We start from the raw sequence: 21382 nt of genomic DNA on the forward strand, positions 1-21382 counted from the left end.
TCGAATGCAGGTCAATGCCGCTATAGTTCATGATGGACCTCCTTCCGGTTAAAGCGCTGTTGGCAAACTCACTTTAACCCCGCCACCCATCAGGGCGGCGGAGGAGGCCCGCTAGATGATTTTCAATCTGCTCGACTTCTCGCACCTGCCCTTCCTGCATCCAACGACAGTGGGCGGATCTGCCGACTACGCGGCGGTGCTGCCCAAGGTCGAGCGGAAGGAGCGCGGCGTGCGCCTCACCAAGTGGGTGCCCAATACCGAGCCGCCGCCGTATTCGGCGAAATATTCGGACTATCCCGCTGGCGCACGTGTGGACAGGTGGATGTACTACGACTTTCTGGTGCCGGGCGTACTCCTGATGGACTCCGGCATGACGCCCGCAGGTGCCGGCGGCCAGGACAAGCACCGCGAGAACGCAATCGCCTTCCGTGGCTGTCAGGCGCTGACGCCGGAGACAGAAGATTCGACACACTACTTCTTTGCCCATCCTCACAACTTCCTGATCGACAGGCCGGAGGTGACCAAGGACATTCACGCCGGCATCGTGCATGCATTTGAGGAGGATCGCGACATGATCACCTCGCAGCAGGAAAACCTGGCGCAGGACCCGGAGTTCAAGATGGTGCCATTGAGTGTCGACGCCGCGCTCTCCCAGTTTCGTTGGGTGGTCGACCGGTTCATCGAGGCAGAGCAGCAAACAGAAGGCAAGGGCGGCGCCAGCGCTACGGTGGTCTGACCATGCAGGCACAGGTGATTGACTGTGCGTTTGGGCGATCGGCGCCAGTGTGTGGTTAGCATCGGCTCAACGTTTCAAGGGATGAGAATTTATGGTTCGTGTTGCACAGCAGTTGCTTAAGATACAGCCCTACCAGGCGGGTAAGCCGATAGAAGAACTTGCCCGGGAGTTCGGCATCGACCCGGCAAACATTGTGAAAATGGCCTCCAATGAGAACCCGCTGGGAATGTCACAGCGGGCTCGTCTCAATGCATTGGATGCGGTACAAGCGTCTACGCTCTATCCGGACGCAAACGGTTTCGATCTGAAGGCCGCACTCGGCCAGAGATTCGACGTTCCGCAGTCCTGGATCACGTTGGGGGCCGGGTCAAGCGACATTCTCGAGCTTATTGCGAGCGCGTTTCTGACAGCCGGCAGATCGGCCGTATCTTCGCAATATGCGTTTTCCGTCTATGCGCAGGCAACGCTTCGCACTGGAGCTGAAAGCATCGTCGTCGGCGCGAAGGACTTCGGGCACGATCTGGAGGCGATAAGCAACGAGATCCGTGAAGATACAACGGTCGTTTTCGTGGCTAACCCGAATAACCCAAGCGGGACATATTTGCCGTCTGGCAGACTCGAAACGTTCATCGCAGGTCTGCGCAGCGACGTGCTAGTGGTGCTTGACGAGGCATACCGCGAGTATCTCGCCCCCGAATTGCAATACGACAGTGTTGCGTGGGTCAGCCGGTATCCCAATGTTATCGTCACGCGCACATTCTCCAAAGCCTATGGTCTGGCTGGACTTCGCGTCGGTTATTCGATCAGTTCGCCCGCAGTCGCTGAAACACTTAATCGCATCCGGCCTGCATTCAACGTCAGCAATGTCGCTCAGGCCGCGGCGATCGGAGCGCTTCAAGACCAGGATTTCCGGGAGCAAACGTTCCAGTTCAACAGGTTGGGCCTGGCGCAACTTTCGGCAGGGTTGCGAACCCTCGCTGTGCCCTACGTGGAGTCATATGGCAACTTCATTCTCGCCCGATTTGGTGGCAGGACGCCGCGCATAAACGCCTACCTGCTGCGTCGCGGAGTCATTGTGAGGCCGGTAGATGGTTATGGCCTTGGCGACTGGCTGCGCATTTCGGTGGGATTACCTGGCCAGAACGCGCTCTTTCTCGAAATGCTTGGGTCTGCGTTGATCGAATCGTAAATCGAAATACGATTTGTCGTCTGTCGATGTAGTAGTCAGTCAGTGGTTCGTGTTGGAGCGCAGTGCGTTGTTATTAGTTATGCGAAGCATATTAAAGCACCTAAACTGGAGACATCATGAGATTCGAATCGGGCTTAAAGTTGACAATGCGTGCCACGTTAATCCTGGCAACATGCAGTACGGCATATGCTGACGACGTCGTAAAGATCGGCCATGTGGCGCCATTGACCGGCGGTATGGCCCACCTCGGCAAGGACAACGAAAACGGTGCGACTCTGGCGATCGAAGAGATCAACGCGAAGGGTCTCTTGATCGCGGGAAGGAAGATCAAGCTGCTACTCGACACACAGGATGATGCGGGCGATCCCAGAACCGCGACACAGGTCGCGCAGAAGCTGGTCGACGATAACGTGGTCGCAGTTGTCGGGCATATGAACTCAGGCACCACGATTCCAGCATCAAGGATCTACAGCGACGCTGGCATCCTGCAAATTTCCCCCTCTGCGACTAACCCCGCGTACACGCTTCAGGGCTTTAAAACGACTTATCGGCTCGTTACTACGGACGCACAGCAGGCGCCGGCCATCGCGACTTATGCAGCGAGCAAGCTTCAAGTGAGGTCCGTAGCAATCGTCGACGATTCCACTGCGTACGGTCAAGGTCTTGCGACGGAGTTTGAAAAACAGGCGAGGGCACTTGGGATCAAGATCATATCCCGCGACGCAACGAACGATCGCGCGGTCGATTTCCGCGCGATTTTGACGAAGATCAAGGGGGGAAATCCTGACGCGATCATGTATGGAGGCATGGATGCCACGGGTGGACCCTTCGCGAAGCAGGCGAGACAACTTGGAGTGAAGGCAAAGTTTCTCGGTGGAGACGGCGTGTGTTCGCCGAAGCTATCTGAACTTGCAGGCCAGGCTGCGGACGATGTCATATGTTCGGAGCCTGGGCAGGCGTTGCAAAAAATGCCGCAGGGAGCCGCGTTCGCGGAGAAATATGAAAAGCGGTACGGCCATTCCCTACAGGTGTATGCGCCCGCAGCCTATGACGCTGTTTATATCATTGTCGACGCGATGAAGCGCGCCAACTCTACTGATCCGAAAAAGATCGTGGCGGTTATGCCTGTAACCGACTACCACGGCGTGACTGGTGAGGCATTGTTTGACTCGAAAGGAGACCTCAGACACGGCGTCATTTCTCTTTATCACTACGTCTCGGGGAAAAAGAAGCTGCTCGACTCGGTCAGCATGTAGCGCGTCCCGCGTACAAAGCCGACGTCGAGACGACCATACGGCGAGCAATGAAACGATGACTATAAAAGTAAACGACAAAGGAATGGCAATGAAAAAGACCGCTCTTATCAGCACTCTCGCCGGCAGCATGATGATGGGCATGGTGCCCAATACATTCGCGCAAAGTTCGGTGACACTCTATGGGATAGTCGATACCAGTGTGCGTTATCTGACCAATTCGAACGCAAACAATGACAGTCAGTTGGCAATGGGGGTGGGACCTGTCACGGGTAGTCGTTGGGGTCTCAAAGGAAAGGAGGATCTCGGCGCCGGTCTGCAAGCAATCTTCAAGCTGGAGAATGGCTTCAATCTTTGGAATGGTCAGTTGGCGAGTGCGAATACCTTGTTTAACCGGGCGGCCTATGTCGGTCTGTCAAGCGACAGGTATGGCGCGATTACGTTTGGGCGGCAGAATACGCCGCTCTTCGATCAGCTTGGTAGCGTGTATGACCCGCTCACCGTCGGCAACTACGACCAGGATGGATGGCTTCCAGGTGCGCTTGGGTACGGGCTGCGTCAAACGAACTCGATCAAGTACAGCGGTCAGTTTGGAGGTTTGAACGTAGAGGCGATGTACGGCGTTGGCGGTGTGGCAGGAAGCATCGGTGCGAGTAACATGTACGGGCTCACCGCCTCATATGTCGTTGGCGGCCTTTCGTTCGACGTGGGCTATCAGCAGAATAGCGATAACACCAATAACAAGTTCCGGGTGGCCAATGTAGGCGTGGTTTACGCTTTCAGCGCAGTTAAGGCCTACGCTGGTTGGCTGTACTCACAGGACAACACGGGTATCGTGGACATCTACATGGGTGCAAGCGGCTCACCAGCGTCCGGTTGGACACCTACGAGGAACACCGACCGGATCGACAACGGGTTTTATGTCGGAGCGACATGGCAGGTGAGCGCGCCGTTGCTTCTTACGGCTGCGGGCTACTACGACCGCTCCCGAAATGCGCTCAACAGTGACGGTGTTACTTTGGGGCGCGGGACTCGATACTCAGCCGTCCTGCTTGCGGAATATGCGGTCTCCAAGCGAACAGAAGTGTATGGAACTGTCGACTTCATTCGCGGAACCGGCGCGGCGACTGCGGACTTCCTGGGTCGCAATAATCAAACGGGTGTCGCATTAGGCATTCGAAACGTCTTCTGATCGGCTGGCGCCCGGCTAACCCGTAGTCCGGACGCCGCTTTGCTGTCGGTTCGGCTGGACATCTAACTGGCCGGACCTCCACCGCCGTCTCCCACACCCTCATCACCAGTCGACTTCCCACTCCATAACCCACTCAACTTGCGTCATGAAAAATGATCCCAAGCGTGTGCCGCTCGCCTGAGCGCAACCGGCTCACGCCATGCCGCAAATTCACGCGATAAGGACCGCGCGTGCCTTGCACCGGCCGATGATTGACCGCGAACACCACAGCGTCGCCTTTGCGTAGCGGCACGACTTCCGTGCGCGACTGCATCCGCGGACGCTGCTCCGTCATCACGAATTCGCCGCCCGTAAAATCTTCGCCTGGCTCCGAGAGCAGGATCGCGACCTGTAGCGGGAACACGTGTTCGCCGTAAAGATCCTGATGCAGGCAGTTGTAGTCGTCGGTTGCGTATTGGAGCATCAGCGGTGTAGGGCGCGTCTGACCCGCAGCATGGCAGCGCTCGATAAACTCAGCGTGCGCCGCTGGATAGCGAATGTCGATTCCCATCACCTCGTTCCAGCGATTCGCCACCGGCACCAGGTGCGGATAAAGCTCGCGGCGCAAGTCCGCGATCAACGGCGGCAGCGGGTACGCAAAGTACTTGTATTCGCCGCGGCCAAAGCCGTGCCGCGCCATCACCACACGGCTGCGGTACAACTCCTCGCGCGGATATAGCGCAGTGAGCGCGTCGCATTCGCGCGCACTCAGCAGATCGCGCAACATTGCGCAGCCGTAACCGTTCAGTTCTTCTTCGACATTGAACCAGTCGATTGTCTCGACGCGCCGCGCAAGCGAACTCGCCTGAGTGCGGTTCTGTGACGGCTTCGCATCCGATTGACGATCCTGCTTCGGCGATTGCGTGCGGGGATCCTTCGCCACCGTATTCATGAGTGTCTCCATCAACGATCTTCGAACGATGATTGAGTGTAAGCGCCCCGTGCATGCCGCGCACTCCGACTCTTGCTCTCCAATTTTCTCCCTTTCGGGCGCTGAAAATCAGCGACGATACGTCTGGTAAAACGACCTGCTCCCAGGCGAGCGAGTCTCAAAGACGTTCTTTGTAAAGGCGAGCTTTGCTAAACGCATCGCGTCGTTCATAGTAGGCCCTGTTGCCCGCAACGCCTGACCGGAGACTTTGCGCATGTCGGACTCATCCCCGAAACTCGACGACTGGCTCAACAAGGAAGAACTCACCAGGGACCACATCAGTGCGTTCCCGCTGGCCGCCATGGCCGCGACGCTGGATCGCCAGGAAAGTGGCAATACGGTGCCGCCGCTCTGGCACTGGCTCTACTTTTTGCCGGTTGCGCCGATGTCCGAAGTCGGGCTCGACGGTCACCCGAAGCGCGGCGGTTTTCTGCCGCCGGTGCCGCTGCCGCGCCGCATGTGGGCGGGCGGGCGTTTCATTTTCCACGCGCCGCTGAAAGTGGGTGAAAACGCGACACGCACGTCGACGATTGCGAATATCGAAGACAAGACCGGGCGTTCGGGGCGCCTCGTGTTCGTCACGGTGCAGCACACCATTGAAGCCGGCGGCGAACTGAAGCTCGAAGAAGAACACGACATTGTCTATCGTGACGCGCCGCAAGAAGGCGCGCGGCCCCAGCAGCCGCAACTTGCGCCGGAAGGCGAGACGTGGAGCCGCACCATCGACGCGGACACCGTCATGTTGTTCCGCTACTCGGCGCTGACATTCAACGGCCATCGCATTCACTATGACTATCCGTATGTGACGCAGGTGGAGGGCTATCCCGGATTGGTCGTCCACGGCCCGTTGATCGCGACGTTGCTAGTGGATCTCGTGCGCCGCGAGCAGCCGGATGCAACGCTGCACAGTTTTGCTTTCAAGGCGCTTCGCCCGACCTTTGCCGGGCAGACTTTCAAGGTGTGCGGGGAGCCGTCGGCGGACGGGAAAACCATCGAGCTATGGGCAAAAGATCATGAAGGCTATTTGACGATGCGGGCCACGGCGGGAATTGAGTAACCTCGTTCTCGACAGAAGCGAAAAAGCATCAGATATAGCCGAAATCTAAAGCGGCGGATGATGAATGCTGGAAAGCGCCCGTAGGTTTCTTGACTATCATTAACGGGATATTTCCGCTGATGCCGTAAGAACAATACCCGATTAACCGGCTAGCACACGTTGCGACCGAGGATTTTATGCGCATAATGAATTGCGGCTGGCGCGCATAAAAACTTGCAAAAGACTTGCCTCGCCAAAGTCCCCGAAGAGTAAGACCCGAGACAGCATCGGGTGCACAGGGTCGCATCGCCCCCTAAACGCTCCATGTTTAACCTTCGTGACACTTCCAATAACATTAAGAACATGTCTCGGTGCATTAATTCTGCGCGAGCCTGGTTTTGCCGCGACCGCCTGAAACATCGCCGATTGTTAAAATGCGGCGCCCATTGGTTTTCAGTTAAAAATATCGGTTATCATCGCTGCCTTCAGCGATCGATCGCGGCGGTTTAATCCAGCCGGCATCGACGTTAATATCGTCGCATCGAACCACAAAAAACCAGATGAAGATGTCGCGTAAAAAGATTGCAATCCTGGTGGCCGGGCTTCTAATCGTGGCCGGCATCGTCGTTCAGGCCGTATGGCGTCCGTTCGCGCATCGCAAAGCGACCGATACCGGCGAGATCGTTCTCGATATTCACCATCCCGATGCAGTGATCGACAGTGAAGCGCTCTCGCGTTTGCCGCGCGACATGTTGCGTGTGCCGCTGCTTCACGACGTACTCACGCAAGACTTCGTCGACTATTACGAATCGGCCAACACGCGGCTTTCCGCTGAAGGCGCGTTGCGGCGTCTCGCGTTCGAACATCAACTCGACTGGCGCGAAGAACTGGTTCGCCGTGTATTCGACGAACCCGCGCACGTGCTGCTTTGGCGCTCGCCGGATGGCCGCCTCGGCTATTGGATCATGTCGATGCGTCGCAATGGCCTCGCCAGATTGCTGCAAGGCCTGGGCAACGTCGCCGCAAGCGACGCGCAACTGAGTCAGCTCGCGAAGCTGTCCGGCGACGTGCCCGTTTATGCGCTGAAACTGGCAGCCGGCCGCACGCTGCTGTTCGCCGCAAAAGACGACCGCCTCGTCGTGTTGTCCGCGCCCGGCGTGCTGCTCGATGAAAAGGGTGGCTTGCTGAGCGAACGCGCCGATGCGGTGTCCGACATGCTGTCATCGGGCCGTGACGACGCCGCGCGTGCATATCACCTGGATGCGCCGGGCGATGCGCCGAAGGGGCATCGTCTGGTGGTGTCGGCAAACTATCTTTCGTTCGGCTATCAGGCGTTCTTCTCCGGCATAGACGCGCTGCGTTTCGATTTCTCGTCCGATGGCAACCCCACGGCGAACTGGCGGACCACGGCATTGATCGAGCCGGGCAAACTGCCGCAGCAGTGGAACAGCGCGGATTTGTGGCGCGTATTGCCGGCGAATCCTGCGGCGTGCACGAGCTTGCCGGCGGATTGGAAAGAGGCGTCGGCATTGCTCGGCAAGGTTGCCGACGGATCGGACAGCGCCGCGGCAATCGGCGATCATTTGACGGGTCCGGCGGCGGTCTGTTGGTACGCGAAGTCCACGCTGGTCGCGCCGGTGTTCGTCGCTCGCGTGAAGACCCAGGACGCCGCCTCAATCGCTGCGCTGAAGGGTGCCCTCGGCAAGACATTCGGCGACGTCATTGGCGCTTATGAAGCGAAAGCCGCAAAGGCGGACGGCAACGACTCGGACTATCGCCGCTTGCCGGTCACGACGCGCGAGAAGGGCGCCGATGTGACCGTGTGGCAGCGCGCGGTCAGCGCGCGCTCGGGCACTGCGTTAAGCAGCAAGGCGTCGTTTGCGTCGCAATTATCGGCGGAACGCTATTTCCCGGTGACGCTTGCGCTCGCGCACGGCTATGTGATTTTCTCGCCCGACGCTCGTCTCGTCGACGACACGCTCGCGGTGCTCGACAAGCGTTACCCCGCGCTCGCCGATACGCTCGCGCCGCAGCGTTTGCCGCGCACGATTCTGACGCTGAAGCCTTCGGCGGCCGCTGCGCTGATAGAACGCGAGGCGGGCGCCGCGTTGCCGGCCGATCAGGAAGCGGTGTTCCGCAACGCGTCGCGCACGCATCTGGTGCCGAAGCTTCGCGCGCTCGCTCGCTATCCGTCGGTCTCGTTGACGCTGCCGCAGAACTTGCCGGACTCGACGGGTTGGGTGCCGGTCGAGTGGTGGTTCGATCGCGCGAAAGGCGATGAGAGTTCGGATAGCGCCGCGACACAAGCGCCTGCGGACCAGCCCGGCACCGAGGGCGATTAAGTGCGCCGCCCTCGCGTAGCCGGCGCGATGCACGCGCCTGGGCAGACGACACAGCGCGCCCGCGCGGGAGACAGCGCCTGTGCAGTGTCATATGGGCACGCGGCGCACGTGACTCATCCAGAGTGCGAAGTTCGCGGCGCTACCTCATGCCGTGCCGCGACTTCACGCCGTGCGTGGCTTTCGCGCATGGCCGCCCTACTTGCAATAGCCAGCGTCGCGCCCATGGCGCATGCGCTGAGCCCGACCACAGCAACCCCCGACGCCGACGCGCTTTCGCCGCAGCAATCCGCTGCGTTCCGCGCATGGTTTACGCGCATCGTCGACCAGCAAATGCGCCGCGGTCCAACGCCGCGCTGGATGCAACGCGATTGCGCGGGCCTCGTGCGTTTTGCTGTCGGCGAGACGCTACGGCCGCACGACAGCAAATGGCTGCGCGCGAACGGCATGACCGGTCTTGCGGACACGAGCAGCCTGCCGCCCGAACTGCAATTGTCCGCGGCGCAGCGCATGATCGCGAATCGCTGGACGCAACTCGACGGTTCCACGGGCGCGTATGCGTCGGCCATCGCGCTGATTCAACGCAATAGCCGTTTCGTTTCGAAGGACGTCAACCAGGCGCTGCCCGGCGATCTGCTGTTCTTCGATCAGGGCGACGACCAGCATCTGATGATCTGGCTCGACCGCTACATCGCTTATCACACAGGCACCGTCACGCCGGCCGATACCGGTCTGCGCGCAGTCGCCGTTTCCGACCTGATGCAATGGAAAGATTCCCGCTGGCAGCCGCTCGACAGCAATCCGAATTTCGTCGGCGTGTTTCGTTTGGACTTTTTGACACCATGACCCGAATGAATTCCGTCATCGCGACGAGCAACTGGCTGGGCAATGCGCGCCGTCGCGTGGCATTCACCGTGACGACGCTGCTCGCGGTTATCGCGCTGATAACCGCAAGCAGCGTCGCGCATGCGGGAGACGATGCATCGAGCGCCGCAGCCGCCGATTCGAACATCGCTGCCAATCCCACGTTGAATCCGGCGCCGTCGAGCAACTTCAGTTCTCAGAAGGTCGAGGGTCAACCGTTCTTCCTGCTTTCGGACGCGAGTTTCGGCAGCACTCAGATCGCGCAGGTTCGTCTCGAAGCGCCTGGGCGCGAATTCAAGGACGCGTTGCAGGCGTATGGCGGCGCGGACATCGTCGTGTATCGCGTGCCCAAACCGCTTGATTTCCTGAAGGCGCAGAAGAATCTACATCGGCTGAACGTTGCGCCGAATTATCAGGGCGAAGGACTCGCGAACACGCTCGCCTATCTGTGGGACCGCTGGTACACCGAGGCGCGCCGTGCATGGCAACGCGTGCTGTCGTTCGCGACGCGCAGCAAGGCGACCGACGCCGCGCCGCAATTCAAGCTCGGCGAACAAGCCGGTAAACAGACGCAATTCGAGCAGAACTCGCAATTCGCGCCGCTGAACGGCTACGACATGGTCGCGCGCTTTCGCTATCCAGTCTGGGACGCGAAAGTGATCGAGCCGCCCAAAGGCGTGAACCTCGCGGGCAGCAGCAGCAACTTCATCGAGGCCAGTTCGGGCAACGTGATGATCCCGGTCGGCAAGCTGCCACCGGGGCTGTATATCGTCGAAGCGGTGATCGGCAACTATCGCGCGCATACGCTGCTGTTCGTGTCGGATACGGTGGCGGTCGTCAAAGCGGCATCAAGCGGAATGCTGGTGTGGACCACGCGGCGCGATAACGGCAAGCCGGTCGCCAACACCGATGTGAACTGGACCGACGGCGTGGGCGTTTTGCAAAGCGGCACCACGGGCGCCGACGGTGCGCTCGTGCTGCAACATGTCAGCCCTGAGCGCAGCTATGTGCTCGGCGCCGATCCGCAGGGCGGCGTATTCGTCTCTGAAAATTTCTATTACGACAGCGAGATCTACAACACGAAGATCTACGCAGTGACCGATCGGCCGATGTACCGTCCCGGCGATCCGGTTCATGTCAAGTTCATCGGCCGCACGTTCCAGAACGCGACCCAATCGTCGGCGCCTGCCGAGGCCGACATCAAGCTCGAGGTGCTCGATCCGAACGGCTCGCCGGTCGCTACCACGAAGACGCATTTCGCTTCTGACGCAGGCGCGGAAACGTCGTTCACGTTGCCTGCCGACACCACCGCCGGCGGCTATACGCTGCGCTTCGACTACAACGGCGACGTGTACGGCAGCGCGTTTCGCGTCGCCGAATATGTGAAGCCGCACTTCGACGTGAATCTGTCGATGGACAAAGCCGACTACGCAACCGGCGAGCCGTTGAAGGGCAAGATCCAGTTGCGCTATCCGAACGGCAAGCCGGTGCGCGACAGCAAGATTTCGGTCACGCTGCGCGCGCAGAAAGTGACGATCGTCGACGGTGAATTGCGTTATGCAGGGCTCTTCCCGGTCAAGCTCGAACAGCAGGAACTGAAAACGGACAGCGACGGCAACGCGAGTCTCACACTGCCGGCCGCCGTCGAGCCGAGCCGTTACGCGCTGACGCTGTTCGCACAGGACGGCGCCGCGTACAAAGTACGGGTGACGCGCGAAGTGCTGATCGCGCGCGGCGCAACGCCGTATCGGTTGACGACCGCAAAGTCGTTTTCGCAGCCGAAGGAATCGGTCGGCTTCGATCTGCAAGCGCTGGGCGCGATCGAACCTGCCGCGCATGCGCCGGCGAAATGGGAATGGACGCGCCTCGAATCGCAGACGCACGCGCAGGGCGCGTTGCCGAGCGCATCGAAGGGCGCGAGCGCGGGCGGCAAGCTGTCGTTCGCGGTGCAATTCGATCAACCGGGTTCCTACATGTTGGCGGTCAAGGACGACGCCGGCAATCTGCTCGCCGCCGTGAGCCATTGGGTCGCGGGCGACGGACTGAAGGCGGTGCCGGGCAGCGTCGAGATCGTGTTCGATCGCGACAGGTACAAGATCGGCGATACGGCCGAAGCGCTGATCACGTTCCCGTTGCCCGTCGACGATGCCTTGCTGACGCTCGAACGCGACAACGTCGAACGGCGCGCGCTGCTGACGGCGGGCGGCGACTGGTTGCAGCTGCAACGCGTGACGCCGTCGCAATGGAAAGCGCGCGTCAAGGTGGGCCAGGACTTCGCGCCGAACATGACGTTCTCGGTGCTGTATGTGCATGCCGGTGAGTACGCGTTTCAGAACGCGGGCATCGTGGTCGCGCAGCCGCAGATCGAGCTGAACGTGAAGAGCGATAAGCCTGTGTATGGTCCGGGCGATACGGTCACGCTGAACTTCGACAGCACATTGAGTGGCAAACCCGAGGCGGCGAATCTGACGGTGAGCGTGGTCGATGAAATGGTCTACGTGTTGCAGCCTGAGATTGCGCCGAACATCGTCGACTTTTTCTATCATCCGCGGCGCAATAACGTGCGGACCTCGTCGAGTCTGTCGTTCATCACTTACGACCTTGCGCGTTCGCCGCTGAAGGGCGCGCCCGGCGGCCCGCAGCGCCCGAACTACAACGAGCGCGGCGTGAAGGTGCTCGAACGCCCGCGTCGCGACGATCAGGACACGGCCGCGTGGGAAGGCAATCTGAAGACCGACGCCAACGGCCACGCCACGATGACGTTCAAGATGCCCGACTCGCTCGCGCGCTGGCGCATCACCGTGCGCGCGGCGGCGCCGGACGGCATGGTCGGTCAGCGCACGGCGTACGTGCGTTCCGACAAGGCGCTGTATCTGAAGTGGAGCGGGCCGTCGCATTTCCGCGTCAACGATCAGCCGGCCATCGACATGATCGCCTTCAATCAGACCGATGCGGATATGGACGCGCAGTGGCTAGTGGAAGGCGGCGGCCTCTCGCTGAACCAGAAGGTGACTTTGAAGCGCGGTGCGAATTATCTGCGTCTGCCGAGCGGCGCGTTGAAGGCCGGCGTGATCAACGCGACTCTGCGCAAGGGCGATAAAGATGTGGACCGCTTGCAAACCACGATTCATCTCGACGCGGGCGGCTGGCTCGATCTGCATCAGAACACTGTCGTGCTCGACGGTTCGAACAAGCCGCTCACTCTGCCGCAAGACGCGCAGGACGTGAGCGTGCGTTTCGTCGGCAGCGCGGCGAGCCAGTTCATGCGCGTGGCAGACGATCTGATCGACTACCCGTATGGCTGCGCCGAACAGACATCGAGCCGGCTGATTCCGCTTGCGCTCGCGCACGACGTCATCGGACGCGGCGACAACGCAAGTTCGACGCAGGGAATCGAAGCGCTGCTGCGCAATCAGCGGCAGCGTCTCGCGATGCTTGCGGGCGTCGGCGGCACGTTCGGCTGGTGGGGCGATACGACCGGCGGCAGCGCGCTGATCACGGCCTACGCGTATTACGCGGACTGGCTCGCGAGCCGAAGCCTCGGCATCAGCTTGCCCGCGACGAACTGGCAGCAGGCGATGGACGTCTACCGCGACGCCGGCGCGAAAGAACCGCTGCTGCATCGCGCGCTGGCGCTGTGGTTCATGCAGCAGATGGGCTTGCCGGTCGGCACACCGGTGTCGGGTGTCGCCGCTGACTTGATGAGCGACGCGGCGGCCATGGCGAGCGCATCGGCTCGCAAGGCCGCGAATGGGGCCAATGCCGTGTATAGCGCGTCGGACAGCATCGTGTTCGCGCAAGCCGACTCGCCGCGCGGCAAGCAGATCGCGACGCTGCTCGTCGCGGGCATGGCGCGCGGCACCGGCGCTCAGGTGCCGGATGGTTTCGACGCAGCGGCAAGCGCCGCGCGCGTCTCGTTGAGCAACGATCCCGCGCCGCTCGTCCAAAGCCTGCTCGCCATGTCAGGCGACGGTGCGGGCGTCGATGCATCTGCATTGCTTGCAAAAAGCAGCGCCGATTACCCGACGCTCGACCGTGCTCTGACGCTGCTGTGGCTACGCAAGGCGCTCGGCGGCGATGTGGCGGCGGCTTCCTTGCCGTCGCTGCAAGGCGCAAGCTGGACGCGCGCCGCGACGCCGACCGGCACGCCGTCGTGGAAGTGGACCGGTGCCGGTTTGCCATCTTCGCTCGACGCAGGCGCCGCGCGCACCGACGCCAGCACAATCGTCTCGTTCCGCAGTCATACGAGCGAGGAGAGCCGCCTGAACGTCACCGTCACGCGCGGTTTCTACAAACTGGAGCCGCTCGAAGTGAAGGCGGATCCGAAGAAGCAGGGCGCAGGCGAGAGCAACGTGGGACGGGCCGCGTTCACCGCGCGTCTGGTTAAGTCGGGCGATACGATCGACAGCAATGCGCTGTATGTCGATGAGGTCACGCTGACGCCGCGCTCGGGCAACGCGTATCACTACGGCCTGCTCGATGTGCCGCTGCCGCCTGGCGGCAACGTCGAAGCGACGAGTTGGGGCGTGTCGATCGACGGCTTGCCTGGCGAGAAGGAAGGCGATAACGGTCCGCAACCGTTCGCGCGCGCGGCATCGTACGAAATGGGCGAGTTGACCTATCACCAGCCCGTGCCTGTGCTCGATCGTCCGGTTACGCTGCGGCAACTGGTGCGCTTTGCGTTGCCGGGCACGTTTGCGCTACCGCCCGCGCGCTACTTCCGCATGTATCAGCCGGACGCGAAGGCGTTCGAAGGCGGCAAGAGCGATCGCGTGACGACGCTGCGCATTCAATAAGCGAGTGACGGGTATGTTCGGCGCGCTTCCTCGGCTCCTATGCGATCGCCTTGCAGCGGTGCGGCGGATTGCGCTCGTCGCGGGCGCGGTGTGCCTCGTGTGCGTGGGGTGCGGACTTTTTGCCGAGGGCGTGTATGCGGCGGGTTCGGCTTCAGGGAGTGCATGGTCCAAACAGATGTTGCGCTTCGCCTGGCTGCGCGGCGGACAAAGTCAGCTTTGGCAGGCCGATGCCGACAGCGCGGCTACCGGTCTCTCGCCTCAGTCGGCGTTCGCCTTGCCCGCCACGCTTGAGACCCCACTTGGCAGCGTGTGGAAGCTCTTTGTGTACGGCTATCTGGTCGACAGGAACATCGTCACGCAGGACTACACATGCAGCGGCGGCGATCCCGAAGAAGTCTATTGCTGCATGACGGGCGGTCACGTCGACCGCGAACATGCGCTCGTGCAATCATGCGGGCGCTTTTTCGAACCCGCGCGTCTGCAACTCGATCCCGCCGACTGGCGCAAGTATTGGGCAGCAGCACATGCGCCCGCCTGGCTGCGCGACCTCCATGCGATGACACCGACGCATCGCGTACCCGTCGCGCAACTGCTTGCCGCATTGCAGGCCATGCCCGCGAGGCCGCGCGAAGCGGCGGCCAGCACATTGGTGTCGGTGCTGACGAGCGGACGCGGCGAAGGAACCGTATCGTTGTACGGCAGCGTGCTGCGCGCGAAGACCTGGACGATGCCGGATGCGGCGCGGCCGGGTGCATCGGTGGGCGGCGCCGCAGGCTGGCTCGCCGATGGCACGCCGGTATGGCTCGGCGGGTCGGGCGGCAGCGCACGCGTGCTCGCGTCGGCTGCACCGCGCATTGCGCCGCTGCTCGCGCAAGTCACCGTGCCGGACGACGGCGCGTGCATGATCGTCGATTTGTTCAGCCGCTATCCGATCCGCGAAGTGCTCGGCGACAAGGGACCGGCCGAAGTGCCTGACGGGCCGCTGAACGGCGAGTTCCGCGTCGGCTTTACGAACGGCAACTGGGCGCGCGTGACCAGCCGTGGTGAACTGCAGCTTGATCGCAACGCTGCAGGCGCGGTGCAAGTGGTCGGCCGTTTTGGGATGAACGACTATGTGGCGCGCGTTGTCGAGCGCGAGGGAGATACGGCCCAGCCGGAAGCGGCGAAGGCCCTCGCGGTGGCAGCGCGTACCTACGCCGTGCAGCACGGCGCACACGATCACGGCTGCTTTCGTATCGACGACAGCAGCAGCACCCAGCGCGTTCTGCCGCGCATGCCGACCGCAGCCGCGCGTCGTGCCGCCGATCTCACCGACGCGCTCGTGCTCATCGGCGTGCCCGTTCAGTATCACCACGACAAGGCCGCGCCGGGGCAAATGAGCTGGCTGGCCGCCAAGCGGGGCTCACGTTCGACGCGATCCTCGCGCGCACGTGGCCGCAAGCGGCGCTGACTTCGTTCCAGAGTCCGCTGTCCGGCGATTGCATTGCGGTAGCCGGCGCGCGCGAATGGCTGCAACGCAATGCGCCGTTGTGGGCGCGACGCATGGACAGTGCCGCCGGTTACGAGACGCCCGATTTGCCGGCCGTGTGCGCCGTCCGCGAAGGGCGTCCGTACGCGGATGCGCAGCGCAATCGCGTCTACGTGTATCGGCTGCAAACGGAAGAGGATCGCATCGCGTTGGCGCATGAGTATATTCACCTCGCGTTTCAGCACCATCCGCGTGGGCTCGATGAAAACTTTGTCGAGCGCACTGCGCGCACGCTGATTCGTACCGACAATCCAATCCAATGAACTACGCCACGTTTTTATTTTTGTTGTGCCGGCTGTCGGTTGTGCGCCGCGTTCGTTTGCGCACTGCTGCGATGGCGTTCATTACGGCCGCACTGACTGCGGGCCTGGTGATGAATGCCTACGCTGCCGCTACGGATGGCGCTGTCGCCGACCTGACCGGCGCGTTCGGCGGCTGGCGCCACAGCGGGCTGACGAACGAAGGCGAGCAATTCGTCGCGGCGTATCCGCGGCCGCCGGTCGATCGCGGTGCGCAGCGCTACCGCACGCTGATTGAGGGACGCCTGAAGCGTATCGACAAGCATGCGCGCAAGCCGCCGACGCTTGTCGTCAACGGCAATCCGACGCCGCTTTATACCGACGATGAAGGCGCGTTCGCGCGGCCGTGGGCGTTCGGCGCGGGCTCGAACAGCATCGAGCTGATTTCCGCCGATGGCAGGCAGCGTCAGCGCATGCAGTTCTACGAAGCGGACCGCAGCAAGCCGCAGGCGAAGCTGCGCGCGATCGTCACGTGGGACGATCCGCATGCGCAGGTCGATTTGCATGTGATCACGCCCGGCGGCCTGCACGCGTTTTTTGCCAATCCGACACTCGAGGACGGCAGCGGCTTCGACGTCGATTCAGTGGACGGCGCGGGGCCGGGGATATTTTCGTCGGCGGCGCCCGAGCATGGCACGTGGCTGTTCTTCTTCAACTACTGGGGCAATTTCGATTCGACCGGCTACAACTTCGATGCCGCCGCGCACGATCGCGACGTGATCACGGCGACGTTGACGCTCGTCTTCAACGAAAACACGCCGAACGAGCGGCGTGAAACGATGGTTGTGCCGCTGCGCAAAATCGGCGACCTGATGCTCGTGAAGAGCGAGCGACTTTGACAGCGGGACGGGAGCAGTAACGATGAAGCGCAAAACGACGGGATCGATCAACGCTGGCCGCGGCTTGCTCGTGCTCGCATGTTTGCATGGCGCCTGGGCCGCGCAGGCAAGCGATATCGAGTTCGGCGCGCCGTTGAACGGCTGGCGCAATACGAGTGGCGACAACGAGCGCTATACGCAGGACGTGCATTATCCGGCGGTGTCGGTCGCGACGCCGGAAGGGCAGTCAAAGCTCGCGCTGATCGAAGGGCAGATCCGCAATGCGCCGAAGAAGAAGGGCAACACCGTGGGCACGCTCGCGGTCGACGGCACGCCGTTGCCGCAACGCATAGATGAGGACGGCAAATTCTCGCGGCCTTACGCGTTTCCTGCCGGCAGCAACGGCGTCGAGTTGCGCGCGCCGGACGGCAGCCGCCGGCGCGTGCAGTTTTACGATGCATACAGCGGCAAAACGCAGCCGAAGCTGCGCGTGGTGCTCGCGTGGGACACGGACGGCACCGACCTGGACTTGCACGTGGTGTCGCCTGACGGCGCACACGCATGGTACGGCGAACGCGTGGTGCCCAACGGCGGCGCGCTCGACGTCGACGTGACGACCGGCTATGGGCCTGAGATCTATTCGTCGGCGGCTCCGTTGAAGGGCACCTATCTGGTCTTTGTGAATTACTACGGCAGCGGTGGCGGCCGCAGCGACATGACCGTCGCACAGGTGACGATCATCACGAACGAGAACACGCCGAACGAGAAGAGCGAGACTGTCCGGGTGCCGATGCGCAAGGCCGGCGAGCTGACGTTGGTGAAGACGTTTGCGATGCCTTGAGTGGCGCGTCGTTGTAGTTTTTTGCCGTTGAGACCTCGTGCGGGCAGAGGATGAAAATGCCATGCGCTCAGATACTTGGCCGACTCTTGCGCAGGATATCAACAGGCTTGGGCACAGTTTCTGTGGACAAGCCGGCGCGAGTTGGCGAGTGCGTTGATTTGCCCTTGCGCGACTTCATCCGCGCCTGACTCTTGTGCTTACCGTCCCTTACTGGCGTTCAAGTTCGAACCGGCCACGGTCGATAGATCCTGTAACTGGCTTTGCGCCGAATCGACTTGGGAAATGAACGGAGGTTGCAATGCAAATCGACAGCGCGTTGCCGTCAACACCACGAGCAACTGATCGCGCGACGAAAAATGCGTCGTCATCGTCCATCGCTGGCAGCACTGCGACCGCCGCGCGTGCTGCCGCGTCGAATGCGTCTGAACAGGACGACGCTGTGCATATCTCCACGGAAGGCGCTGCTGCGGCGGCTCAGGCTCAGGATGGAAATACGGTTGACGGCACTGGGACGGCCGATTCGACAGGTGAGGGCGCGTCGGCTTCGGATCCTTCGGTGGTGAAGTCGTTTGCGTATGGCACGCTCGGGCTCGAACGTCCGGATCAGCCGCACGAAGAGCGCAATGCATTCTATACGGCGGGTCGTTGGCTGGCGGCGGGGATCACCCTTGGCGGGATCATCTCGCTGCTTATTTGAGAACAGTGGGATTCTAAAGCTTGAGGCGGGAACTGCGCTTGCCGTGCATGGCGCACGGCAAGCGCGGTGAAGCAGAGTCAGGCTTGTTGGATCAACGGTCGAGGAACGACTTGAGTCGATCGGCACGGCTCGGATGCATTAGCTTGCGCATTGCCTTGCTTTCGATCTGGCGAATGCGTTCGCGCGTGACGTCGAACTGCTTGCCCACTTCTTCCAGCGTGTGGTCCGACTTCGTGTTGATGCCGTAGCGCATGCGCAGCACCTTCGCTTCGCGCGGCGACAGCGAGTCGAGCGCATCGTCGATGGCGGCGCGCAGGTCGGCTTGCATCGCCGCGTCTGCCGGCGACGAAGCCGCCGAGTCTTCGATCATGTCGCCGAGCGTGGCGTCGCCGTCGTCGCCAACGGGCGTTTCCATCGACACCGGCTGCTTGGCAATCTTCAGAATGCCGCGCACTTTCTCTTCCGACAGATCCATACGTTCAGCCAGCACCGACGGGTGCGCTTCCTGACCGGTCTGCTGCAGGATTTCACGCGAGATACGGTTCAGTTTGTTGATCGTCTCGATCATATGCACCGGCACGCGGATCGTGCGTGCCTGGTCGGCGAGCGAACGCGTCACGGCCTGGCGGACCCACCACGTTGCGTATGTGGAGAATTTCCAGCCACGGCGGTATTCGAACTTGTCCACCGCTTTCATCAAGCCGATGTTGCCTTCCTGAATCAGGTCGAGGAACAGCATGCCGCGGTTGACGTACTTCTTCGCGATGGAAATGACGAGACGCAGATTCGCCTCGATCATTTCGCTCTTGGCCTTGCGCATCTTCGATTCGGCCGCGACCATCTGGCGGTTGATCTCTTTCAGATGCTTGAGCGGCAGCGAAACGGTGGCTTCAATGTCGATCAGCTTTTGCTGTTCGGACTGAATCGCCGGCAAATGGCGCTCGAGCGCCGCGCCGTACGACGTTGTGCCGCGTGCCGCGCGCTCGGTCCAGCCGAGATCGGCTTCATGACCCGCGAACGATTCGATGAACTTCTCGCGCGGCATGCCGCTCTTGGTCACGACGATTTGCAGAATGTTGCGTTCGATCGCGCGGACCTGCGCGACCTGATGTTGCACGTCGCCGCACAGGCGGTCGATGGTGCGCGCCGTAAAGCGAATTTTCGCGAGATGCTGCTGGATTTCCTGACGCGCTCGCTGATACGCCTTCGAACTGACGTCGCCGCGCGTGTGCGACGCGTTCATCTGATCGTACAGCATGCCGACCTGCGCGAAGATTTCGAGGCAGTCGTTCGTGAGCTGCTTCAGGCGCGCTTCGTCCGCGGCCGATGAATCGGCTGGGCCGACGTCGTCGTCGCTATCGCTGTCGTCGTCTTCGTCGGTGTCCGCATCGGCGTCGGCTGTCGCGTCCGTGCTGATGGTCTCTTCTTCCGCCGCGATGTTGTCTTCGTTCAGGCCGTCAACCAGTTCGTCGATACGCAATTCGCCGTCGGCAACCTGCTGTGCGCTCGCGAGAATCGCCGAGATCGCGAGCGGGCATGCGGCGATTGCCTGCACCATTTCGTGAAGACCGTCTTCGATGCGCTTCGCAATTGCGATTTCGCCTGCGCGAGTCAGCAGCTCGGTTGCGCCCATTTCGCGCATGTACATGCGCACCGGGTCGGTCGTACGGCCGAACTCCGAGTCCACCGTCGACAGCGCGACTTCGGTTTCTTCGTCCGCCTGATCGTCGGATACGACAGCGGGCGCGTTCGAGTTCAGCAGCAGCGTTTCAGCGTCGGGGGCCTGCTCGTAGACCTGCACGCCCATGTCGTTGAACGCGCTGACGATGCTGTCGATAGCCGCGGTTTGCGCGAAGTTATCGGGCAGATGGTCGTTGATCTGTGCGTGGGTCAGGTAGCCCTGCTCCTTGCCCAGCTGGATCAGCGCACGCATCTGGCGCTGACGTTCTTCGGCTTGCTGCGGCAGCAGTTCGGCCGCCACGGGGATCGCTTTGCCCGCGCCCTTGCCCTTCGGCGTACGGCCCGACGGAGCCTTCGTGTAGGCTGCGGTTTCGTGTTGCGAATCTTCGCGATCAAAAGGGTTCACGTATTCTCCTCGAGAGGCTTCGCTATGAGACGCAAGACGCGACCGTCAGGCGTTTCGAGCATGGCTCAACATCACCTGAGTGACTCAACGCGGTTATATGGCTGTGTGCTCTGGGGAGCAAAAAGATGAGCCCGCTTTGAGCGGGCCGATAGAAATGTGCGAAATTCGCGCGGCTCGCATTATATACGAGCTTGCGCCTTCGCGCGCGTTGTGTGCAGCAATTCGTCGCACGCTGTCGTCGCAGGTCCGTTCGCTGTCCGCCAGCGACGCGCGAAGCTGTGTGCAAAAGTTTGCTGCAACGAGCACGCTGACGGACGGCAGACTCCCGACTATAGACCAACTCGCTCATCTTCACACGACTGCGTTCCTCTGCAGTTCGGCGGCCCTCTATATGTAGGGCGGACGCTTTACGCGCGGATTGGCATTTATGCGAAAGAAAATTCGCAGAAGGGGGTTGACGACTTGTCACTCGCTCTCCATAATCTCGTTTCTCTGCTGCAGATGCAGCGGCGCAGAACGAAGTGGTGCCGGACAGGGTAGTAGCGGGCGGCGCGGGGAATGCGGACCGATCTTTAAAAATTAACAGCCGATAAGTGTGGGCGCTTGATGCGCGACGCGAGGTGGATCCTTCGGGGTCTGCCGTAAAGCGGAAGTATCAAGTCTCACACAGTAATGAAAGGAAGGTCAGGCCGTTGAAAGATGGCTGGACACTTCGTCAGTACGTTGAGTGAGCGACCG

General features: G+C 61.4%; 13 protein-coding genes and 1 pseudogene. 12 read left to right on the forward strand and 2 right to left on the reverse strand.

What is annotated here, in order from left to right; translation table 11 throughout:
* Window positions 1–115: 115 nt before the first annotated feature.
* The 4 genes from C0Z16_RS35520 to C0Z16_RS35535 all read left to right on the forward strand — a co-directional run bounded on the left by C0Z16_RS35520 (window position 116) and on the right by C0Z16_RS35535 (window position 4370).
* On the forward strand, window positions 116–736 hold the full coding sequence (locus tag C0Z16_RS35520) for a hypothetical protein (RefSeq protein ID WP_102636643.1): 621 nt from the start codon (window positions 116–118) through the stop codon (window positions 734–736).
* A 91-nt stretch (window positions 737–827) separates the two neighbouring features.
* Complete coding sequence (hisC, locus tag C0Z16_RS35525) at window positions 828–1925, forward strand: histidinol-phosphate transaminase (RefSeq protein ID WP_102636644.1); 1098 nt, start codon at window positions 828–830, stop codon at window positions 1923–1925.
* A gap of 146 nt (window positions 1926–2071) precedes the next feature.
* Window positions 2072–3181 carry a branched-chain amino acid ABC transporter substrate-binding protein gene (locus tag C0Z16_RS35530; protein WP_407070730.1) on the forward strand — a complete coding sequence of 370 codons (1110 nt, stop codon included), beginning with the start codon at window positions 2072–2074 and terminating at the stop codon, window positions 3179–3181.
* A gap of 88 nt (window positions 3182–3269) precedes the next feature.
* Window positions 3270–4370, forward strand: coding sequence for a porin (locus C0Z16_RS35535; protein WP_102636646.1), 1101 nt, complete (start codon window positions 3270–3272; stop codon window positions 4368–4370).
* 133 nt (window positions 4371–4503) lie between these two features.
* Here the strand turns inward: C0Z16_RS35535 and C0Z16_RS35540 are convergent, their stop codons facing one another.
* Window positions 4504–5301, reverse strand: a complete 798-nt coding sequence (locus tag C0Z16_RS35540; protein ID WP_102636647.1) for a 2OG-Fe(II) oxygenase — start codon at window positions 5299–5301, stop codon at window positions 4504–4506.
* A gap of 253 nt (window positions 5302–5554) precedes the next feature.
* Between C0Z16_RS35540 and C0Z16_RS35545 the strand changes: the two genes are divergently transcribed.
* The 8 genes and pseudogenes from C0Z16_RS35545 (at window position 5555) to C0Z16_RS35580 (ending at window position 18558) form a co-directional block, all read left to right on the forward strand.
* Window positions 5555–6397 carry an FAS1-like dehydratase domain-containing protein gene (locus C0Z16_RS35545; RefSeq protein ID WP_102636648.1) on the forward strand — a complete coding sequence of 281 codons (843 nt, stop codon included), beginning with the start codon at window positions 5555–5557 and terminating at the stop codon, window positions 6395–6397.
* Window positions 6398–6936: 539 nt separating this feature from the next.
* Window positions 6937–8718, forward strand: coding sequence for a DUF2138 domain-containing protein (locus C0Z16_RS35550; protein ID WP_102636649.1), 1782 nt, complete (start codon window positions 6937–6939; stop codon window positions 8716–8718).
* A gap of 186 nt (window positions 8719–8904) precedes the next feature.
* Window positions 8905–9561, forward strand: coding sequence for a DUF1175 domain-containing protein (locus tag C0Z16_RS35555; RefSeq protein WP_102636650.1), 657 nt, complete (start codon window positions 8905–8907; stop codon window positions 9559–9561).
* A complete protein-coding gene (locus C0Z16_RS35560) occupies window positions 9558–14375 on the forward strand; it encodes an alpha-2-macroglobulin family protein (RefSeq protein WP_102636651.1) in 4818 nt (1605 codons plus the stop codon). The genes C0Z16_RS35555 and C0Z16_RS35560 overlap by 4 nt, the downstream gene beginning before the upstream one ends.
* 13 nt (window positions 14376–14388) lie before the next feature.
* Window positions 14389–16166 (forward strand): annotated as a pseudogene (locus C0Z16_RS35565) (DUF2300 domain-containing protein).
* A 110-nt stretch (window positions 16167–16276) separates the two neighbouring features.
* Window positions 16277–17041, forward strand: a complete 765-nt coding sequence (locus C0Z16_RS35570; protein ID WP_244201495.1) for a YfaP family protein — start codon at window positions 16277–16279, stop codon at window positions 17039–17041.
* 22 nt (window positions 17042–17063) lie between these two features.
* Entirely contained in the window at window positions 17064–17861 is a 798-nt protein-coding gene (locus C0Z16_RS35575) for a YfaP family protein (RefSeq protein WP_102636653.1), read from the forward strand.
* Between the two features lie 298 nt (window positions 17862–18159).
* Complete coding sequence (locus tag C0Z16_RS35580; protein WP_102636654.1) at window positions 18160–18558, forward strand: hypothetical protein; 399 nt, start codon at window positions 18160–18162, stop codon at window positions 18556–18558.
* Window positions 18559–18649: 91 nt separating this feature from the next.
* Here C0Z16_RS35580 and rpoD read toward each other — a convergent pair whose 3' ends face one another.
* Window positions 18650–20644 (reverse strand): RNA polymerase sigma factor RpoD, encoded by a 1995-nt coding sequence (rpoD, locus tag C0Z16_RS35585; RefSeq protein WP_102636655.1) that lies wholly within the window; start codon window positions 20642–20644, stop codon window positions 18650–18652.
* Window positions 20645–21382: the final 738 nt, after the last annotated feature.

Source organism: Paraburkholderia rhynchosiae (assembly GCF_002879865.1).
Lineage (GTDB): Bacteria > Pseudomonadota > Gammaproteobacteria > Burkholderiales > Burkholderiaceae > Paraburkholderia > Paraburkholderia rhynchosiae.

Coding starts and splice junctions, on each gene's coding strand:
- C0Z16_RS35520 (WP_102636643.1), top strand. CDS start 116: ATGATTTTCAATCTGCTCGACTTCTCGCACCTGCCCTTCCTGCATCCA.
- hisC (WP_102636644.1), top strand. CDS start 828: ATGGTTCGTGTTGCACAGCAGTTGCTTAAGATACAGCCCTACCAGGCG.
- C0Z16_RS35530 (WP_407070730.1), top strand. CDS start 2,072: ATGCGTGCCACGTTAATCCTGGCAACATGCAGTACGGCATATGCTGAC.
- C0Z16_RS35535 (WP_102636646.1), top strand. CDS start 3,270: ATGAAAAAGACCGCTCTTATCAGCACTCTCGCCGGCAGCATGATGATG.
- C0Z16_RS35540 (WP_102636647.1), bottom strand. CDS start 5,301: ATGAATACGGTGGCGAAGGATCCCCGCACGCAATCGCCGAAGCAGGAT.
- C0Z16_RS35545 (WP_102636648.1), top strand. CDS start 5,555: ATGTCGGACTCATCCCCGAAACTCGACGACTGGCTCAACAAGGAAGAA.
- C0Z16_RS35550 (WP_102636649.1), top strand. CDS start 6,937: ATGAAGATGTCGCGTAAAAAGATTGCAATCCTGGTGGCCGGGCTTCTA.
- C0Z16_RS35555 (WP_102636650.1), top strand. CDS start 8,905: ATGGCCGCCCTACTTGCAATAGCCAGCGTCGCGCCCATGGCGCATGCG.
- C0Z16_RS35560 (WP_102636651.1), top strand. CDS start 9,558: ATGACCCGAATGAATTCCGTCATCGCGACGAGCAACTGGCTGGGCAAT.
- C0Z16_RS35570 (WP_244201495.1), top strand. CDS start 16,277: ATGAATGCCTACGCTGCCGCTACGGATGGCGCTGTCGCCGACCTGACC.
- C0Z16_RS35575 (WP_102636653.1), top strand. CDS start 17,064: ATGAAGCGCAAAACGACGGGATCGATCAACGCTGGCCGCGGCTTGCTC.
- C0Z16_RS35580 (WP_102636654.1), top strand. CDS start 18,160: ATGCAAATCGACAGCGCGTTGCCGTCAACACCACGAGCAACTGATCGC.